Consider the following 14,914-nt stretch of genomic DNA (forward strand, 5'->3'; position numbering starts at 1 on the left):
CGAGATCCAGTTCGACGGCTTCGTCTACCCGGCCTTCGACCAGATCGTCTCCCAGCTCGCTCGCATGCACTCCCGCACGCGCGGCGCGGTGACGTTGCCGCTCACGATCCGGATTCCGGTCGGTGGCGGGATCGGTTCGGCCGAGCACCACTCCGACTCCCCCGAGGCCCTCTTCGTGCACACGCCCGGCATCCGGGTGGTCACCGCCGCGACCCCGCAGGATGCGCACACGATGCTGCGCCAGGCGATCGCTTGCGACGACCCGGTGATCTTCTTCGAACCCAAGCGTCGATACCACGTCAAGGGTGAGGTCGACGAGGAGACGAGCGACATGCCACTGGGGGCCGCTCGGGTCGCGCGTGCCGGCGACCAGGTGACTCTCGTGACCTTCGGGTCGCTTGTGCCGACGGCACTCGATGCCGCGATCGTCGCGGCCGACGAGGGGGTGTCGATCGAGGTCATCGACCTGAGGTCGCTGTCGCCGATCGACTTTCCCCTCATCGAGACGTCCGTGCGTCGCACCGGCCGACTCGTCGTCGCGCACGAAGCGCCGCAGACCGTAGGTCTTGGCGCCGAGATCGCGGCGACGATCACCGAACGCTGTTTCAACCACCTTGAGGCCGCCCCGGTGCGGGTCACCGGTCACGACATCGTGTACCCGCCGGCGCGGCTTGAGAAGCACCACGTGCCTGATCTCGACCGCATCCTCGACGGTGTCGATCGCGTGCTCGGGCGGGTGCCTGCCCGGGTGGACCGCGCATGAGTCTGCGCGAGTTCCGCCTGCCCGACCTCGGCGAGGGGCTGACCGAATCCGACATCGTCGCCTGGCGCATCGCGGAGGGCGACGCGGTCGAACTCAACCAGATCATCGCCGAGGTCGAGACGGCGAAGGCTCTCGTCGAACTTCCGTCGCCGTATGCCGGAATTGTCGCGGCACTGCATGCCCATGCCGGAGAAACGGTGAACGTCGGCGACCCGCTCGTGACCTTCGCGGTGACCCCGGTCGGCGGCACTGCCGAAGCGGTCGTCGAGGGTGACGCTCCCGAGCCGAATCTCGTCGGCTACGGGGCCCGGCCCGAGCACGACGGGCGTCCGGTGCGTCGAGCTCGCCGAGCGCTGCCTCCCCTCGAGGTCGTGTCGCCCGTGCCCAGCGGTCGTTCGCAGAAGGAGCGGCCTCGTTCGACGCCGCCCGTGCGTCACCTGGCACGCCAGCTCGGCATCGACCTCGCGTCCGTCTCCGGTACCGGCCCCGGCGGGCTCATCACTCGCGATGACCTGTCGGCCGTCGCGAGTCGCATCGCCGACGCCGGACCGGTCACGCGCATCCCGGTCCGTGGCGTGCGCAAGCACACGGCCGCGGCGATGGTCGCGAGCGCCTTCACCGCTCCGCATGTCACGGTCTTTCACACGATCGACGCGACCGCCGCGCTCGAGCTCGCGAACCGGTTGACCGACCCGTCGGACGGTGTCAAGATCTCGCTCCTCGCGATCGTGTCGCGCGCCGTGTGTCTTACGCTCGCCGGGCACCCCGAGCTCAACTCCCGCTGGGAGCAGTCGACCCAAGAGATCGTGCACTACGGCTACGTCAACTTAGGCATCGCCGCCGCCACCGAACGCGGGCTGGTCGTCCCCAACGTCAAGGACGCCGCCACCCTCGATCTGACCGAACTTGCCGTCGCACTGGCGGAGCTGACCGCCGAGGCACGGGCGGGCAAGGCGAGTCCAGAGCGGCTCACCGGCGGCACGTTCACGATCACCAACATCGGCGTATTCGGGGTCGAAGCGGGAACGCCCATCCTGAACCCCGGCGAAGCCGGCATCCTCGCTTTGGGCGCCGCGCAGCGTCGGCCGTGGGAGTTCGAGGGCGGCATCGCGCTGCGCCGGGTGATGACGCTCAGCCTCTCGTTCGACCACCGCGTCGTCGATGGTGCTCAGGGATCGCGGTTCCTTGCGGAGCTCGGAGCGATGCTTGAGCGAGCCGACGCCGCCGAGCTCACCGGAAGTACTCCATGAAGTTGATGCGAATCGGCGAACGCGGCGCCGAGCGCCCGGTCGTGCGGGTCGACGCTCGGACGTACATCGACGTGTCCGACGTAACCCCGGATTTCGACGAGGCGTTCTTCGGGGGCCCGGGCATCGCGGCCTTAAGGCCGGAGGTCGAGGCGCGCATCGCCGCCGGCCGGGTCGAGCGGTTCGCCGGGGAGCGGATCGGAGCGCCGATTGCCCGGCCGCACCAGATCGTCGGCATCGGGATGAACTTCGCCGACCACGCCCGCGAGCTCGGGTTGCCCGTGCCGCCGGAGCCGCTCATCTTCAGCAAGTCGCCGAACTCACTGACCGGGCCGAACGATGATGTGCTGGTCCCGCGCGAGTCCCGCAAGTGTGACTACGAGGTCGAGCTCGGCATCGTGATCGGCCGCCGCTCGATGTACCTCGAGAGCGAGGATGAGGCCGCCACTGCGATCGCCGGCTACGTGCTGGCAAACGATGTGAGCGAGCGCGAATTCCAGCAGGAGCGGTCCGGACAGTTCATGAAGGGCAAGTCGGCGCCGACGTTCGCCCCCGTCGGGCCCTGGCTCGCGACGCCCGACGAGTTCGCCGACATCCGCGACCTCCGCATGACGAGCGTCGTCAACGGGGAGGCTCGGCAGGACGGCTCAACCGCGACGATGATTTTCGGCCCGCTGTATCTGGTGCGCTACCTCAGCCAGTTCCTGACCCTCGAACCCGGCGACCTCGTGCTCACCGGCACGCCGCCAGGAGTCGGTCTGGGCTTCTCGCCGCCGCGATTCCTCGCCCCCGGCGACATCGTCGAGGTGGCGATCGACGGGCTCGGCTCCCAGCGGCAGACCTTCGTCGCCGCCGGGTAGCCGACCTCGTGGGTCTTGCGGCTACTGGTTGATGCCGGCGAGCGAGCCGGTGGTCTTGCCTTCTTCGGCGAGAACGGTGCACAGCAGTTCGCGGTCGCCGGTCTCCCAGCTGCCGGCTGTCGGGGTGAGTCCGCTCGTGTAGTAGATCGAGTCCTGGTAGGGAATCCCGATGAACTGGGTGTACACGTCTCCGCTACAGAAGGTGTTGAGCGCTTCGGTGACGGCCGCATCGCCCGGGAACACGTCGCCTTCCATGTCGGTTGCGGCGAAGGCCTCTTGGTCATGCGGTTCGGCGCAGTCGACGACGGGCAGCGAACCGACCTCGGTCGCATTCTCGTCCGGGATGTTGAAGCAGTCGCCCACCTTGAGGGTGAAGACATCCTGCTCGCCTTCCGGGACACCGGTGACGACCGATTCCAGGAGGCTGCAGCCAGCCAGAGAGATGGCGGCGACGGTGAGGACAATGGCGCTCACGGCGCGCTTAAGGGAGGCGTTCACGCGCCCGATCCTAGCGACTAAGAGGGTCTCAAACGCTCCAGCACACCGTCGTGCAGGAGGCCGTTGGTGGCGATCACCGAGAGGGTGTCGAGAGCGTCGGTGCCGTCGACATCCGTCACCCGCCCGCCGGCTTCGCGCACGATGGGAACGAGCGCCGCGATGTCCCACGGCTTGACGTCGAACTCGCCGGCGATGTCGATCGCGCCTTCGGCGAGCAGCATGTACGACCAGAGGTCACCGAACGCGCGAGCCCGGCCGACTTCGCGACTCAGCGCGATCAGCTGGTCGAGTCGGCCGTACTGATCCCAGTGCTTGATGCTGTTGTACGACAGGGTCGCGTCGGCGAACTCGGTGATTCCGCTGACCTGCAGTCGGCGCGGTTCGCCGCCCTCCTGCTGCAACCAGGCGCCGTGGCCGGTGGCCGCCCACCAGCGGCGTCCGAGGGCGGGTGCGCTGACGACGCCGACCTCGGGCACGCCGTCGATGACGAGCGAGATCAGGGCGCCCCAAATGGGCACCCCGCGCACGAAGTTGCTGGTGCCGTCGATCGGGTCGATGATCCATTGCCGGTTCGATGAACCTTCCGTGCCGAACTCCTCGCCGAGGATCGAGTCGTCGGGGCGCGCGGCCGCGAGGTGTTCGCGGATGATCTGCTCGACGCGGGTGTCAGCATCCGTCACCTGGGAACGGTCGGGCTTGAGCTGCACGTCGAGGTCTTGCGCCCGGTAGCGGTCGAGTGCGACGAGGTCGGCTTCGGCGGCGAGGACGAGGGCGACCGCAAGGTCGTCGGAGAGGGTGAAGGTCACTGATCCACGCTACCTGCGTCTCGACACGTCGCTGCGCGACTACTCGACGACCGAGCCGCCCGGCCGGATCGTCAGGGTGGTCAGCAAACGCTGCAGAGAGTCGACCCGCTGGGCGGGCAGGGTGTCGGCGGCGACGGCCTCATTGAGCTCGCAGTCGGGTGCGTCGGGCAAGTGGGTGCAGCCGCGAGGGCACTCGGCTGCGACGACGGCAAGGTCGGCGAACGACCGCAGGATGTTGGCGGTGTCGACGTGGCCGAGCCCGAAGGAGCGCACGCCCGGGGTGTCGATGATCCAGCCGCCCGTAGGAACGCGCAGCGACACCGTCGACGACGAGGTGTGGCGACCGCGTCCAGTGACGGCGTTGACGATGCCGACTGCCCGATCGGTGCCCGGCACGAGAGCATTGACGAGGGTCGACTTTCCAACCCCCGAGTGACCAACGGCGACGGTCGTGTGTCCGTCGAGCAGCGGGGTGAGTTCGGCGAGCGGCCAGGCATCTTGCGCCGACCGGACGATCGGGATATCGAGGGCCTCGAAGTTGCGCAGGAACGGTTCGGGGTCGGCGAGGTCGGTCTTCGTGATCACCATGATCGGGGCGATCCCGGCGTCGTAGGCAGCGACCAGGTAGCGATCGACGAGGCGGGGGCGCGGTTCGGGGTCTGCCGCCGCGACGACGATGAGCAACTGGTCGGCGTTGGCGACGATGATCCGCTCGATCTCGTCGGTGTCGTCGGCGCTGCGGCGCAGCAGCGTCGTGCGAGGTTGGATGCGCACGATGCGCCCCAGTGAGCCCTCGTCGCCGCTCGTGTCGCCCACGACATCCACGCGGTCGCCCGTGACGATCGCCTGTTTGCGCAACTCGCGGGCCCGAGCGACGGTGAGAACCCTCTCGTCGGCGCCATCTTCGTCGGCGAGCACCGTGTAGCGGCCGCGGTCGACAGAGAGCACCCGCGCGTCGATCGCGTCGACGTGCTCGGGCCGGGTCTTGGTGCGTGGCTTGTTGCCCTTCGGGTTGGGCCGCACGCGCACGTCCGACTCGCCCCAGGCTTCGAAGCCTTCGTCGTCGTCGTCCGGCGGCAACCAGCTCACGAGCGGATCTGCTCCCATAGGGCGGGGAACTCGGGGAGGGTCTTCGCGGTCGTCGCGATGTTGTCGACGACGATTCCGGGCACGACGAGTCCGAGGAGCGCGCCGGTCGTCGCCATCCGGTGGTCGGCGTACGCCCGCCAGGGTGCGCCGTGCAGCAGGGCAGGCTCGAAGGCGAGGCCGTCGTCGAGTTCGGTCACCCGACCGCCGAGGCCCGTGATCTCGGCAACGAGAGCCGCGAGGCGGTCGGTCTCGTGGCCCCGCAGATGGCCGATACCGGTGATGCGGGATGCCGTAGTGGCGAGCGCGGCGAGGGCCGCGAAGGTCGGGGCGAGTTCGCCGCCCTCGGTGAGGTCGAGGTCGATACCCGTCCAGGTGCTTCCGCCGCGGAATCCCGCGCCCCCGTCGACGGTGAGCCCCTCGGGACCGCGGGTCACCGTCGCCCCGAACCGGGGGAGGAGTGTCGCGAACAGGTCGCCCACCTGAGTGGTCGCGGCAGGCCAGCCGGTGATGGTAACCCGGCCCCCGGCCAGCAGCGCCGCGGCGAGGAACGGTCCCGCGTTCGACAGGTCGGGCTCGATGGGCACGACGGCCCCGGCGATTGGGCCGGGTTCTACGACCCAGGTCGCGGGCTCGGGGCGAGTCACCGTCACCCCTCGACGCGCGAGGGTGGCGATCGTCATCTCGATGTGCGGCAGGCTCGGCAGCCGCTCGCCAGCGTGACGCAGCGCCAGGCCGTCGCGGAATCGGGGAGCGGCGAGGAGCAGCCCCGAGACGAACTGGCTCGAGGCCGATGCGTCGATCGTGAGCTCGCCGCCTTCGACCATCCCGTTGCCGTTGATCGTGAAGGGCAGCGATCCGCGCCCCCCGTCCTCGACGCCGACACCGAGGGCGCGGAGGGCGTCGATCGTCGTGCGCATCGGGCGGTTGCGAGCGTGCGCGTCGCCGTCGATCGTCACCGCGCCGTCGGCGAGCGCCGCGACCGGCGGGATGAAGCGCATCACGGTTCCGGCGAGTCCCGCGTGGAGATCCACGCCGCCGTGCAGCTCACCGGGGGTGATGCGCCAGGTGTCGGGCGCGGTGTCGATCGTCGTGCCGAGGGCGCGGAGCGCATCCACCATCAACTCCGTATCGCGGGCGACGAGTGGCGCGTGCAGAGTCGACGGGCCGGCCGCGAGAGCGGAGAGCACGAGTTCGCGGTTGGTCAGGCTCTTCGATCCCGGGATGACGAGGCGCGCTTCGAGGGGAGCGGTCGCCACGGGCGCCGCCCAGCCCGCGGAATAGGTCGAGTCAGCCATCGGTTGTCTAGGGTATGCCCACCGCCCTCCTCGAACGTCCCGTGCCACCTGCGGAACTAGACTCGACGGCGATGAGCGACACCCCGCCGGTGCAGCCGGCTCCCGAACTCCGGCGCCTCTTCGAAGAGCAGGCGCTGGTCTTCATGGACCAGCTCTACGCGGCCGCGCTGCGCATGACCCGCAACCCCGCGGATGCCGGCGATCTCGTGCAGGAAACCTACGTGAAGGCGTACGCGGCCTTCGCGTCGTTCACTCAGGGCACCAATCTCAAGGCGTGGCTCTACCGCATCCTCACCAACACGTTCATCAACACCTACCGCAAGAACCAGCGCGGCCCCTACCAGGGCACCATCGACGACCTCGAGGACTGGCAACTCGGCGGGGCCGAGTCGCTCACCCAGGGGCGCTCGACGCGGTCGGCCGAAGCCGAAGCGATCGACCATCTGCCCGACAGCGACGTCAAGGCGGCTCTGCAGTCGATTCCCGAAGACTTCCGGCTCGCCGTCTACCTTGCCGACGTCGAAGGATTCTCGTACCAAGAGGTCGCCGACATCATGAAGACCCCCGTTGGAACCGTGATGAGTCGACTGCACCGTGGCCGTCGACTCCTGCGCGACCTGCTCGCTGACTACGCCCGCGAGCGCGGCATCACCGTTCCGGCTCCGACCACCAGGAGTGCGACATGACCGACTGCGGCTGCGACAAAGCCAAGGCCGAACTCGAGGAGTACCTGCATCGCGAACTGAGCGACCGGGACTTCAAGGACATCACCGACCACCTCGAGAACTGCGAAGACTGCACCGGCGAGCACCTCGTCGGTGTCACGCTCACCCTCAAGATGCAAAAGGCGTGCCAAGAGAAGGCTCCCGCAGAGCTTCGCGCCGCGATCCTCACACGTCTCGGGGAACCGCAGGTCTGACCGCCGGGGTCAGTGTGCGGCGGTGCCGCTCAGCACGACTCGGATCGCGCCGAGTTGCTTTCGCAGGCGCTTCGCGTCGGTCTCGGTGAAGTCGGCGAGCATCAGGCGCTCGAGCTCGGCGATCGGCTCGGCGAGGTCGTTGAGGATCTTCAGCCCTTGTTCGCTGAGGAAGACGAGCACCTGGCGTTTCATCTTGGGGTCACGCACCCGACGGATGAGGTGGCGCTCTTCGAGTGACGCCAGGTGTTGCGCCATCGTCTGGATGCGCACGAACGAGTTGCGCGCGAGTTGCGTGCTCGTCATGCCGGGATGCCGCGCGAGCACCGTCAGCGACGTGTACTGGAGCGCGGTGAGCCCGTAGGGGGCGACCGCTTCGTCGATCTGAGCCCGGATAGCCAGCTCGACCTGCTTGATGAGGTACAGCACCGTCGATTGGCGGGTGTCTCCGATCAATGGCGTGACTCCGGGCTTGGCCATCGACTCCCCTTCATTGCGGTCGATTCAGTCTCTCACTTGACGTGAGCAGGAAACTTCTCCATGATCGACAATACTCAGTAATCCTGACAGTCAGGAAGCCTGACTACGAAATCCCCTTTCAACGAAGAATGGAGTGTCCTCAATGAAGAGGAAATCTTGGGTGATCGCGGCTGCGGCCGCGGTTGCAATCACAGCGCTCGCCGGCTGCACCACCCCCGGTGCATCCGGCGAGTCCGACGAGGGTCCGATCAAGGTGGGCGTCATCCTGCCGATGACGGGCCCGCTCGCGATCCTGGGTGGCCCGGGATCTGCGGCGATGGGACTGATGGCCGACAAGATCAACGCCGAGGGCGGGATCGACGGTCGCCAGGTCGAACTCACGATCAAGGACGACACGACCGACGTCACCCAGTCGGTCACCGAGTACAACCAGCTCGCCGCGTCCGGCGAATACGACGTCATCGTCTCGTCGACGTTCGTCAGCGCGTCGGCCGCGATCTCGGAGAGCGCCATCGCGGCGCAGATCCCGACGCTGTCCCTCGGCCCGGTCAGCGCTTACGGCGATGGCAGCAACGAGTGGATCTTCGTCGTCCCCGCGACGGCTGAGGTCTACGGGCAAGCGATGATCGAGTACTTCAGCGAGATCGGCATCGAGACGCTCGCGGTCGGCTACACCGGCGGCGACCTGTTCGGAACCGGCGGCAGCGAGGCGACGCTGCAGTACGCGGAAGAGGCGGGCATCGAGATCGTTCTCAACGAGCCGTTCGATCAAGGCGCGACCGACTTCACCCCGCTCATCACGAAGGCGCTCGAGACCAACGCTGACGCGTTCATCGTCTGGGGTGCTGGCGCTCCGCCGGCCATCATCACCGGTCAGTTCGCGGCGATGGGTGCGGGCAGCGGCATGGAGCTCTACATGACCGGCGCGCAGGCGAGCACGCTGTACACCGGTCCGTTGGGTGGGGCAGCCGAAGGAATCGTCCTCTCCAGCAACCTCGCGGTTGCCGGAGCAGACCTTCCGGCCGGCGCGCTCAAGACCGAGATCGACGAGTTTGCCGCACTGTGGGCCGACTCGGACGCCGCGGCTGAGTACCCGTACCCGCCGCAGTTCGCGTTTGAAGGCGCCGCAGCGCTCCAGTTGATCAAGGCCGCGATCGAAGCCGCGGGCTCGACCGACCATGCTGCCGTCCGCGACGCGCTTGAGGGTCTCGACCTGCTGACCGTCGTTGGGCGGAAGGCGTTCTCGCCGACCGACCACGTCGGCACGACGACCGCCGGCTTGGCGATCGTGCAGATCCAGGATGGACAGTTCGTCGCGACCGAGTACAGCCTCGAGCGCTTCGAGGAACTCACCGACTGATGAACACCGGGGAAGGCGGTCGCCCGCTGCTCGAGATTGATGGCGTTTCACGCTCCTTTGGGGGTGTGCGAGCCACCGACGACGTGCAGTTGACGGTTGCCGAGGGCGAGCTGCGTGGAGTGATCGGACCCAATGGGGCCGGGAAGTCGACGCTGTTCAGCCTCGTGAGCGGACACCTGACGCCGAGCGCGGGCACCATCGCTCTCGGCGGCACGCGGATCGACCGCCTTCCCCCTCATCGTCGCGCCGAACTCGGGGTGGCAATCGTGTTCCAAGGAGCACGACTGTTCCCGGGGCTCTCGGTGCTCGAGAACGTCGCCGTCGGGGCTCACGCCCGGACCCGCAGCGGCATCGCCGCCGCAATCCTCCGAACCAGCCGCCACCGGCGCGAGGAGCGGGAGATCTTCGCCGACGCGCGGGATGCCCTCGACCGGGTCGGTCTGGGGGAGTGGGTCGACAAAGAGGCCGGTGGCCTTCCGCTCGGCCAACAACGTCGGGTGCAACTCGCCCGCGCTCTCGTCGCCCGCCCGCGGCTGCTGCTGCTCGATGAACCCGCCTCGGGGTTGCGCTCGACCGAACGCGGCGCCTTCGAAGAACTCGTGCGGGAGCTTCACGATGACGGCGTCACCGTGCTGCTCATCGAACACGACGTCGGACTGGTCATGCGACTGGCCGACCAGATCACGGTGCTCGACCTCGGTCGGGTCATCGCCGACGGCACACCCGACGCGATCCGCGCCGACCCTCGTGTCATCGAGGCCTACTTGGGAACGGGAGACCACCATGCTGCACATTCGTGATCTCGTCGTCACCTACGGCGCTGCCACTGCTCTCGACGGCGTCAGCCTTGACGTCGAAGCCGGCGAGATGGTCGCGCTGGTTGGCCCGAATGGCGCCGGAAAAACGACAACCCTGAACGCGATCAGCGGTGTGGTGCCGACCGCATCGGGAACGATCGAGAACGGCGGACGCAGCGCGCAGGTGCCCGAAGGGCGCCAACTGTTCGCGGACCTCTCCGTCGACGACAACCTCCGTCTCGGAGCCTGGCGGATGCCGCGACGCGACCGCAACACCGAGCGCGTCTACGCGGTCATGCCCGATCTGCGCCCGCTCCGGCGTCAGCGGGCGGGTCTGCTCTCGGGCGGTCAACAGCAGATGGTCGCGATCGGCAGGGCGCTGATGGCTCGGCCCGACGTGTTGCTGATCGACGAACTCTCGCTCGGTCTGGCTCCGCTCATCGCGGCGCGGCTCATCGAGCACCTGCGCGAGATCAACCGCGACGAAGGAACGACGATCTTGCTGGTCGAACAGGAGGTCGATCTCGCCTTCGATTTGTGCTCCCGCGCCTATGTCATCGAGGCCGGCCGAGTCGTCGCCGAAGGGCCGACCGATGTCCTGCGCGCCGACCCGCAGCTTGCCGCGATCTACCTCGGCACCGCCATGACGCGAAGCGAGACCCCATGACCACCTTCCTCACCTACATCGCCTCCGGGTTGGCGGTCGGAGCCTCGTTCGCCCTCATCGGCAGTGGTTTCGTCGTCGTGCATCGCGTGACCAACGTGGTGAACTTCACCCAGGGCACGCTCACCGTGCTCGGCGGTCTGATCTCCTACTCGCTGCTCTCGATGGCGATCCCGCACGGGCTGGGCGAAGTCGCCGCCGTACTCATCGCCGCCGTGGCCGGGCTTCTCGTCGGCCTCGTGACCTTGTCGCGGCCCGGGACGCCGGCATTCGTGGCGCTCCTGGTGACCCTCGGACTTTCGTTCCTCGGAACAGCGATCATCATCCTGGTCTGGGGTCAGAACCCGGTCTCGCCCCCCGGGATCGAGGGCTCGATCGCGTTCGGCAGCGTCAGTATCGAGTCTCAGCGAGTACTTATCGTCGTCGTGACGCTCGCCGTTTTCGGCGCGATGTGGCTGTTCTTCGAGCGCACCGATCTCGGCCGAGCGATGTCGGCCGCCGCGTCGAATCAGCGCGCGGCTCGCCTCGTCGGCATCGATGTCCGTCGCATGGGACTTGCCGCATTCGCCATCGCGGGCGCGCTCGGCGGGCTCGCGGGGGTGCTCCTTGCCCCGACCTTGCCGCTGTCGGTGTACTCCGACCTGCCGCTCGCCCTGAGCGGCTTCGCGGCGGCAGTGTTCGGCGGTCTGAGCAGCCCCGGCCGCACGCTCATCGGTGCGATGGTGCTCGGAGTTTCGGGGCAGCTGGTTGCCGGTTACATCAACGGTTCGTTCCAGACCCAACTCGCGCTCGTCATGATGCTCGTCGTCATGATCGCTCGCCACCGCTCGCTCACCACGGAGGAAGCGAAATGAGACGTCTCGCCCCCTACATCCCGATCGCCGCTTTCGCGGTCGCGGCTCTCGTTGTGCCGCTGCTGATGCGCGACCTCACCTTCGTCATGCAGACGGTGCTGTCGATGATCGTGGTCGTGGGACTCAGCCTCTTCATGGGGTACGCCGGCCAGGCCTCGCTCGGTCACGCGGCGTTCGTCGCGGTCGGTGCGCTCACCGTCGCCGTCTTGTGTCGCCAACTGGGATTGCCGCCGGTTGTCGGTCTGCTCGCCGCACCCGTGATCGCAGGGATCTTTGCCGTTGCCGTCGGTGCACCGCTCCTCAGGCTGCGGGGTCATTACCTCGCATTCGGAACGCTTGCCGTGCTGTTGCTCGTGCAGCTGGTGATGAGCACCGTGCCGCTCTTCGGCGGCGGAGTCGGGATCATGGGCATCCCGCCGCTCCTTCCCGGCGGGCAGCTGGGCTACGTCTACCTCGCGATCGCCGTACTCGTCGGAGCCCTCGTCGTGTCGCAGCACCTCGTCGACAGCCGCTTCGGTCGCGGGATGCGGGCCCTTCGCGGAAGCGAGACGGCGGCGGCTTCGTCGGGCGTGCCGGTGCTCCGCAGCAAGATCCAGGTGTTCGCGCTGTCTGCCGTCTTCGCGGGCTTCGCGGGAGCCCTCTCGGCGTTCTTCATTCCCTATGTGAGCCAGGACTCGTTTCCGCCATCGAAGTCGTTCGAGTACGTCATCATGGCGGTGGTCGGCGGACTCGGTTCGCTCTGGGGTGGAATCGTCGGGGTCCTGGTGATCTCCGTGCTGCTCCAGACGCTCAACTTCCTGAGCACGATGCCGGGTCTCCCGGCGACCGCGGGTCCGACGCTCCAGTTCGCCGGCTACGCGGTCGTGCTGGTCGTCGTGCTGCTCTTCCTGCCCAACGGCATCGTCCCGAGCATCCAGAGTGCGTGGCGGCGACGCCGGGCACGGCTCGTGCCGACGAACGCGGGATGAGGGCGCGGAGCTACAGGGTGAACGCGCGCGTGATCAGGTCGGTCTGTTCCGCTGCCGAGCGCTTCGACGAACCGGTCGCGGTCGCGGCCGAGGCCGGTCGCGAGACGACCCGCAGAGTGCGACCGAGCGGCAGCCGAGGGGCGAGCTCCATCAGCATGAACGGCCAGGCACCCTGGTTCTCCGGCTCCTCCTGAACCCAGACGATCTCGGCGTCGGGGTACTTTCCGATCGCCGCTGTGATCTCGTCGAGGGGCAACGGGTGGTACTGCTCGACGCGCACCAGCGCGAACGAGCCTGCGTCATCCCGCTTCTCGATCTCAGCGAGCAGGTCGTAGTGCAGCTTGCCCGCGTGCAGCAGCACCCGCTTCACGGCGCCCGGGTCGTGGATGCGGGCGTCGTCGATCACCGGCTCGAACTTGCCGGCCGTGAAGTCGGCAACCTCGCTCGTCGCACCGCGTAGGCGCAGCATCGACTTCGGAGTGAAGACGATCAGCGGTCGGCGCGGCCGGGCGTAGGCCTGACGGCGCAGCAGGTGGAAATAGGACGCGGGGGTGGAGGGGCGGGAGACCGTCATGTTGTCTTCGGCCGCGAGCTGCAGGAACCGCTCGATGCGGGCGGACGAGTGGTCGGGCCCCTGGCCCTCGTAGCCGTGCGGCAGCAGCAGTACGACGCTCGACCGCTGGCCCCACTTCTGCTCGGCGCTCGAGATGAAGGTGTCGATGACCGTCTGGGCGCCGTCGACGAAGTCGCCGAACTGGGCCTCCCAGAGCACGAGAGCGTCGGGGCGCTCGACCGAGTAGCCGTACTCGAAGCCGAGGGCGGCGTACTCCGACAGCAGGGAGTCGTAGATCCAGAACTTCGCCTGGTTGTCGGCGAGGTTCGCGAGCGGCAGCCACTCCTGACCGTTCTCCCGGTCGTGGAAGACCGCGTGGCGTGACACGAACGTGCCGCGACGGGCGTCCTGACCGACGAGACGCACCGGGGTGCCTTCGGTCAGCAGCGAGCCGAGCGCGATGAGTTCGCCGAAACCCCAGTCGATCTGCCCGCTGCGGCTCATCTCCATGCGCTTGTTGAGCAGTTGCCGCAGCTTCGGGTGCACCGTGAAGCCCTCGGGCAGGTTGCCGTGCGCGTCACCGATCTGCTCGACGAGCGACTGGGCAATGCCCGTGGTCTCGGGTTCACCCGCGGTGTCGTCCTGCTGTGCATCGGGGCGCTCGAGGTCGGCGACCGGCTGGCTGTCAGTGGTGACGACCGGAATCGTGCCGGTCTGTGCCGCATGGGTTTCGGCGAACGCGCGCTCGAGGCGCTCCTGGAAGTCCTTGTGGGCCGCCTCGAACTCTTCCTGCGTGATGTCACCGCGACCGACGAGAGCTTCGGTGTAGAGGTTGCGCACGCTGCGCTTGGCTTCGATGAGCGTCGTCATCAGCGGCTGCGTCATCGACGGGTCGTCGCCCTCGTTGTGACCGCGGCGGCGGTAGCAGATCAGGTCGACGACGACATCCTTCTTGAACTGCTGCCGATACGCGAAGGCGTGCTCGGCGACGCGCACGACGGCTTCGGGGTCGTCACCGTTCACGTGGAAGATCGGCGCCTGAATGGTCTTGGCGACATCCGACGAGTAGACCGAGCTACGCGCCTCCGACGGCGGGGTGGTGAAGCCCACCTGGTTGTTGATGACGACGTGGATCGTGCCGCCGGTCTTGTAGGCGCGCAACTGCGACATCTGCAGCTGCTCCATCACGATGCCCTGGCCGGCCATCGAGGCGTCACCGTGGACGAGCAGCGGCAGCACGTTGAAGGTGCCCGGAGCGCTGCGGTCCTGCTTGGCGCGCACGATACCTTCGAGCACACCGTCGACGGCTTCGAGGTGCGACGGGTTGGCCGCGAGGTAGACCGCGACCTCCTTGCCGCTCATGCCGGTGAAGGTGCCCTCGGTGCCGAGGTGGTACTTGACGTCGCCCGAGCCCTGCGCGGTCTTCGGGTCTTGCGTTCCCTCGAACTCGCGGAAAATCTGACCGTAGGTCTTGCCCGCGATGTTGGTGAGCACGTTGAGGCGGCCGCGGTGCGCCATCCCGATGGCGACCTCTTCGAGACCCGCCTCCGCGGCACCCTGCAACAGCTCGTCGAGCAACGCGATCGTCGACTCGCCGCCCTCAAGGCTGAAGCGCTTCTGCCCGACGTACTTGGTCTGCAGGAACGTTTCGAACGCCTCGGCCTCGTTCAGCTTCGAGAGGATGCGCAGCTGCTCTTCCTTCGTCGGCTTCTCGTACGGCCGCTCGAGACGCTCCTGGAACCAGGCGCGCTCCTCCGGGTTCTG

16 protein-coding genes are annotated in these 14,914 nt (G+C 67.8%); 10 read left to right on the forward strand and 6 right to left on the reverse strand.

Going from position 1 to position 14,914, the window contains the following annotated elements; translation table 11 throughout:
• The 3 genes from RMO30_RS08550 to RMO30_RS08560 form a co-directional block, all read left to right on the forward strand.
• Positions 1-763 (forward strand): transketolase C-terminal domain-containing protein (locus RMO30_RS08550; protein WP_309711991.1); only part of this gene is annotated, 763 nt, incomplete at its 5' end.
• Entirely contained in the window at positions 760-2,013 is a 1,254-nt protein-coding gene (locus RMO30_RS08555) for a dihydrolipoamide acetyltransferase family protein (RefSeq protein WP_309711994.1), read from the forward strand. The genes RMO30_RS08550 and RMO30_RS08555, both read left to right, overlap by 4 nt.
• Positions 2,010-2,870, forward strand: a complete 861-nt coding sequence (locus RMO30_RS08560) for a fumarylacetoacetate hydrolase family protein (RefSeq protein WP_309711997.1) — start codon at positions 2,010-2,012, stop codon at positions 2,868-2,870. The genes RMO30_RS08555 and RMO30_RS08560 overlap by 4 nt, the downstream gene beginning before the upstream one ends.
• Before the next feature lie 21 nt (positions 2,871-2,891).
• On the opposite strand, the gene RMO30_RS08565 is transcribed toward RMO30_RS08560, so the two are convergent.
• Genes RMO30_RS08565 through aroA form a run of 4 tightly spaced genes read right to left on the reverse strand, consistent with a single transcriptional unit; the run spans position 2,892 to position 6,558 of the window.
• Positions 2,892-3,368: a septum formation family protein gene (locus RMO30_RS08565; RefSeq protein WP_309712000.1), complete on the reverse strand. Its 477-nt coding sequence runs from the start codon at positions 3,366-3,368 to the stop codon at positions 2,892-2,894.
• Between the two features lie 17 nt (positions 3,369-3,385).
• The gene (locus RMO30_RS08570; RefSeq protein ID WP_309712003.1) at positions 3,386-4,174 is read right to left on the reverse strand and encodes an inositol monophosphatase family protein; all 789 of its coding nucleotides are present in this window, start codon (positions 4,172-4,174) and stop codon (positions 3,386-3,388) included.
• A gap of 39 nt (positions 4,175-4,213) precedes the next feature.
• Positions 4,214-5,281: a ribosome small subunit-dependent GTPase A gene (rsgA, locus tag RMO30_RS08575; protein ID WP_309712006.1), complete on the reverse strand. Its 1,068-nt coding sequence runs from the start codon at positions 5,279-5,281 to the stop codon at positions 4,214-4,216.
• Complete coding sequence (aroA, locus tag RMO30_RS08580; protein WP_309712008.1) at positions 5,260-6,558, reverse strand: 3-phosphoshikimate 1-carboxyvinyltransferase; 1,299 nt, start codon at positions 6,556-6,558, stop codon at positions 5,260-5,262. Before aroA ends, rsgA begins: the two co-directional genes overlap by 22 nt.
• A gap of 71 nt (positions 6,559-6,629) precedes the next feature.
• Here aroA and RMO30_RS08585 point away from each other — a divergent pair, with 71 nt between their 5' ends.
• Complete coding sequence (locus tag RMO30_RS08585; protein ID WP_309712011.1) at positions 6,630-7,244, forward strand: sigma-70 family RNA polymerase sigma factor; 615 nt, start codon at positions 6,630-6,632, stop codon at positions 7,242-7,244.
• On the forward strand, positions 7,241-7,477 hold the full coding sequence (locus RMO30_RS08590) for an alpha-ketoglutarate decarboxylase (RefSeq protein WP_309712014.1): 237 nt from the start codon (positions 7,241-7,243) through the stop codon (positions 7,475-7,477). The genes RMO30_RS08585 and RMO30_RS08590 overlap by 4 nt, the downstream gene beginning before the upstream one ends.
• 9 nt (positions 7,478-7,486) lie before the next feature.
• Here RMO30_RS08590 and RMO30_RS08595 read toward each other — a convergent pair whose 3' ends face one another.
• Positions 7,487-7,954 carry a MarR family transcriptional regulator gene (locus tag RMO30_RS08595; RefSeq protein ID WP_309712015.1) on the reverse strand — a complete coding sequence of 156 codons (468 nt, stop codon included), beginning with the start codon at positions 7,952-7,954 and terminating at the stop codon, positions 7,487-7,489.
• 142 nt (positions 7,955-8,096) lie between these two features.
• Here RMO30_RS08595 and RMO30_RS08600 point away from each other — a divergent pair, with 142 nt between their 5' ends.
• The 5 genes from RMO30_RS08600 (at position 8,097) to RMO30_RS08620 (ending at position 12,597) form a co-directional block, all read left to right on the forward strand.
• Positions 8,097-9,314 carry an ABC transporter substrate-binding protein gene (locus tag RMO30_RS08600; protein WP_309712019.1) on the forward strand — a complete coding sequence of 406 codons (1,218 nt, stop codon included), beginning with the start codon at positions 8,097-8,099 and terminating at the stop codon, positions 9,312-9,314.
• 65 nt (positions 9,315-9,379) lie between these two features.
• Complete coding sequence (locus RMO30_RS08605) at positions 9,380-10,114, forward strand: ABC transporter ATP-binding protein (RefSeq protein WP_309712022.1); 735 nt, start codon at positions 9,380-9,382, stop codon at positions 10,112-10,114.
• On the forward strand, positions 10,098-10,778 hold the full coding sequence (locus tag RMO30_RS08610; protein ID WP_309712025.1) for an ABC transporter ATP-binding protein: 681 nt from the start codon (positions 10,098-10,100) through the stop codon (positions 10,776-10,778). Before RMO30_RS08605 ends, RMO30_RS08610 begins: the two co-directional genes overlap by 17 nt.
• Entirely contained in the window at positions 10,775-11,629 is an 855-nt protein-coding gene (locus RMO30_RS08615; RefSeq protein WP_309712027.1) for a branched-chain amino acid ABC transporter permease, read from the forward strand. The genes RMO30_RS08610 and RMO30_RS08615 overlap by 4 nt, the downstream gene beginning before the upstream one ends.
• A complete protein-coding gene (locus tag RMO30_RS08620) occupies positions 11,626-12,597 on the forward strand; it encodes a branched-chain amino acid ABC transporter permease (RefSeq protein WP_309712030.1) in 972 nt (323 codons plus the stop codon). Before RMO30_RS08615 ends, RMO30_RS08620 begins: the two co-directional genes overlap by 4 nt.
• A gap of 10 nt (positions 12,598-12,607) precedes the next feature.
• Here the strand turns inward: RMO30_RS08620 and RMO30_RS08625 are convergent.
• On the reverse strand, positions 12,608-14,914 hold a 2,307-nt coding region (locus RMO30_RS08625), incomplete at its 5' end, for a multifunctional oxoglutarate decarboxylase/oxoglutarate dehydrogenase thiamine pyrophosphate-binding subunit/dihydrolipoyllysine-residue succinyltransferase subunit (RefSeq protein ID WP_309712032.1).

This window comes from Pseudolysinimonas sp. (assembly GCF_031389465.1).
Taxonomy (GTDB): Bacteria; Actinomycetota; Actinomycetes; order Actinomycetales; family Microbacteriaceae; genus Pseudolysinimonas_A.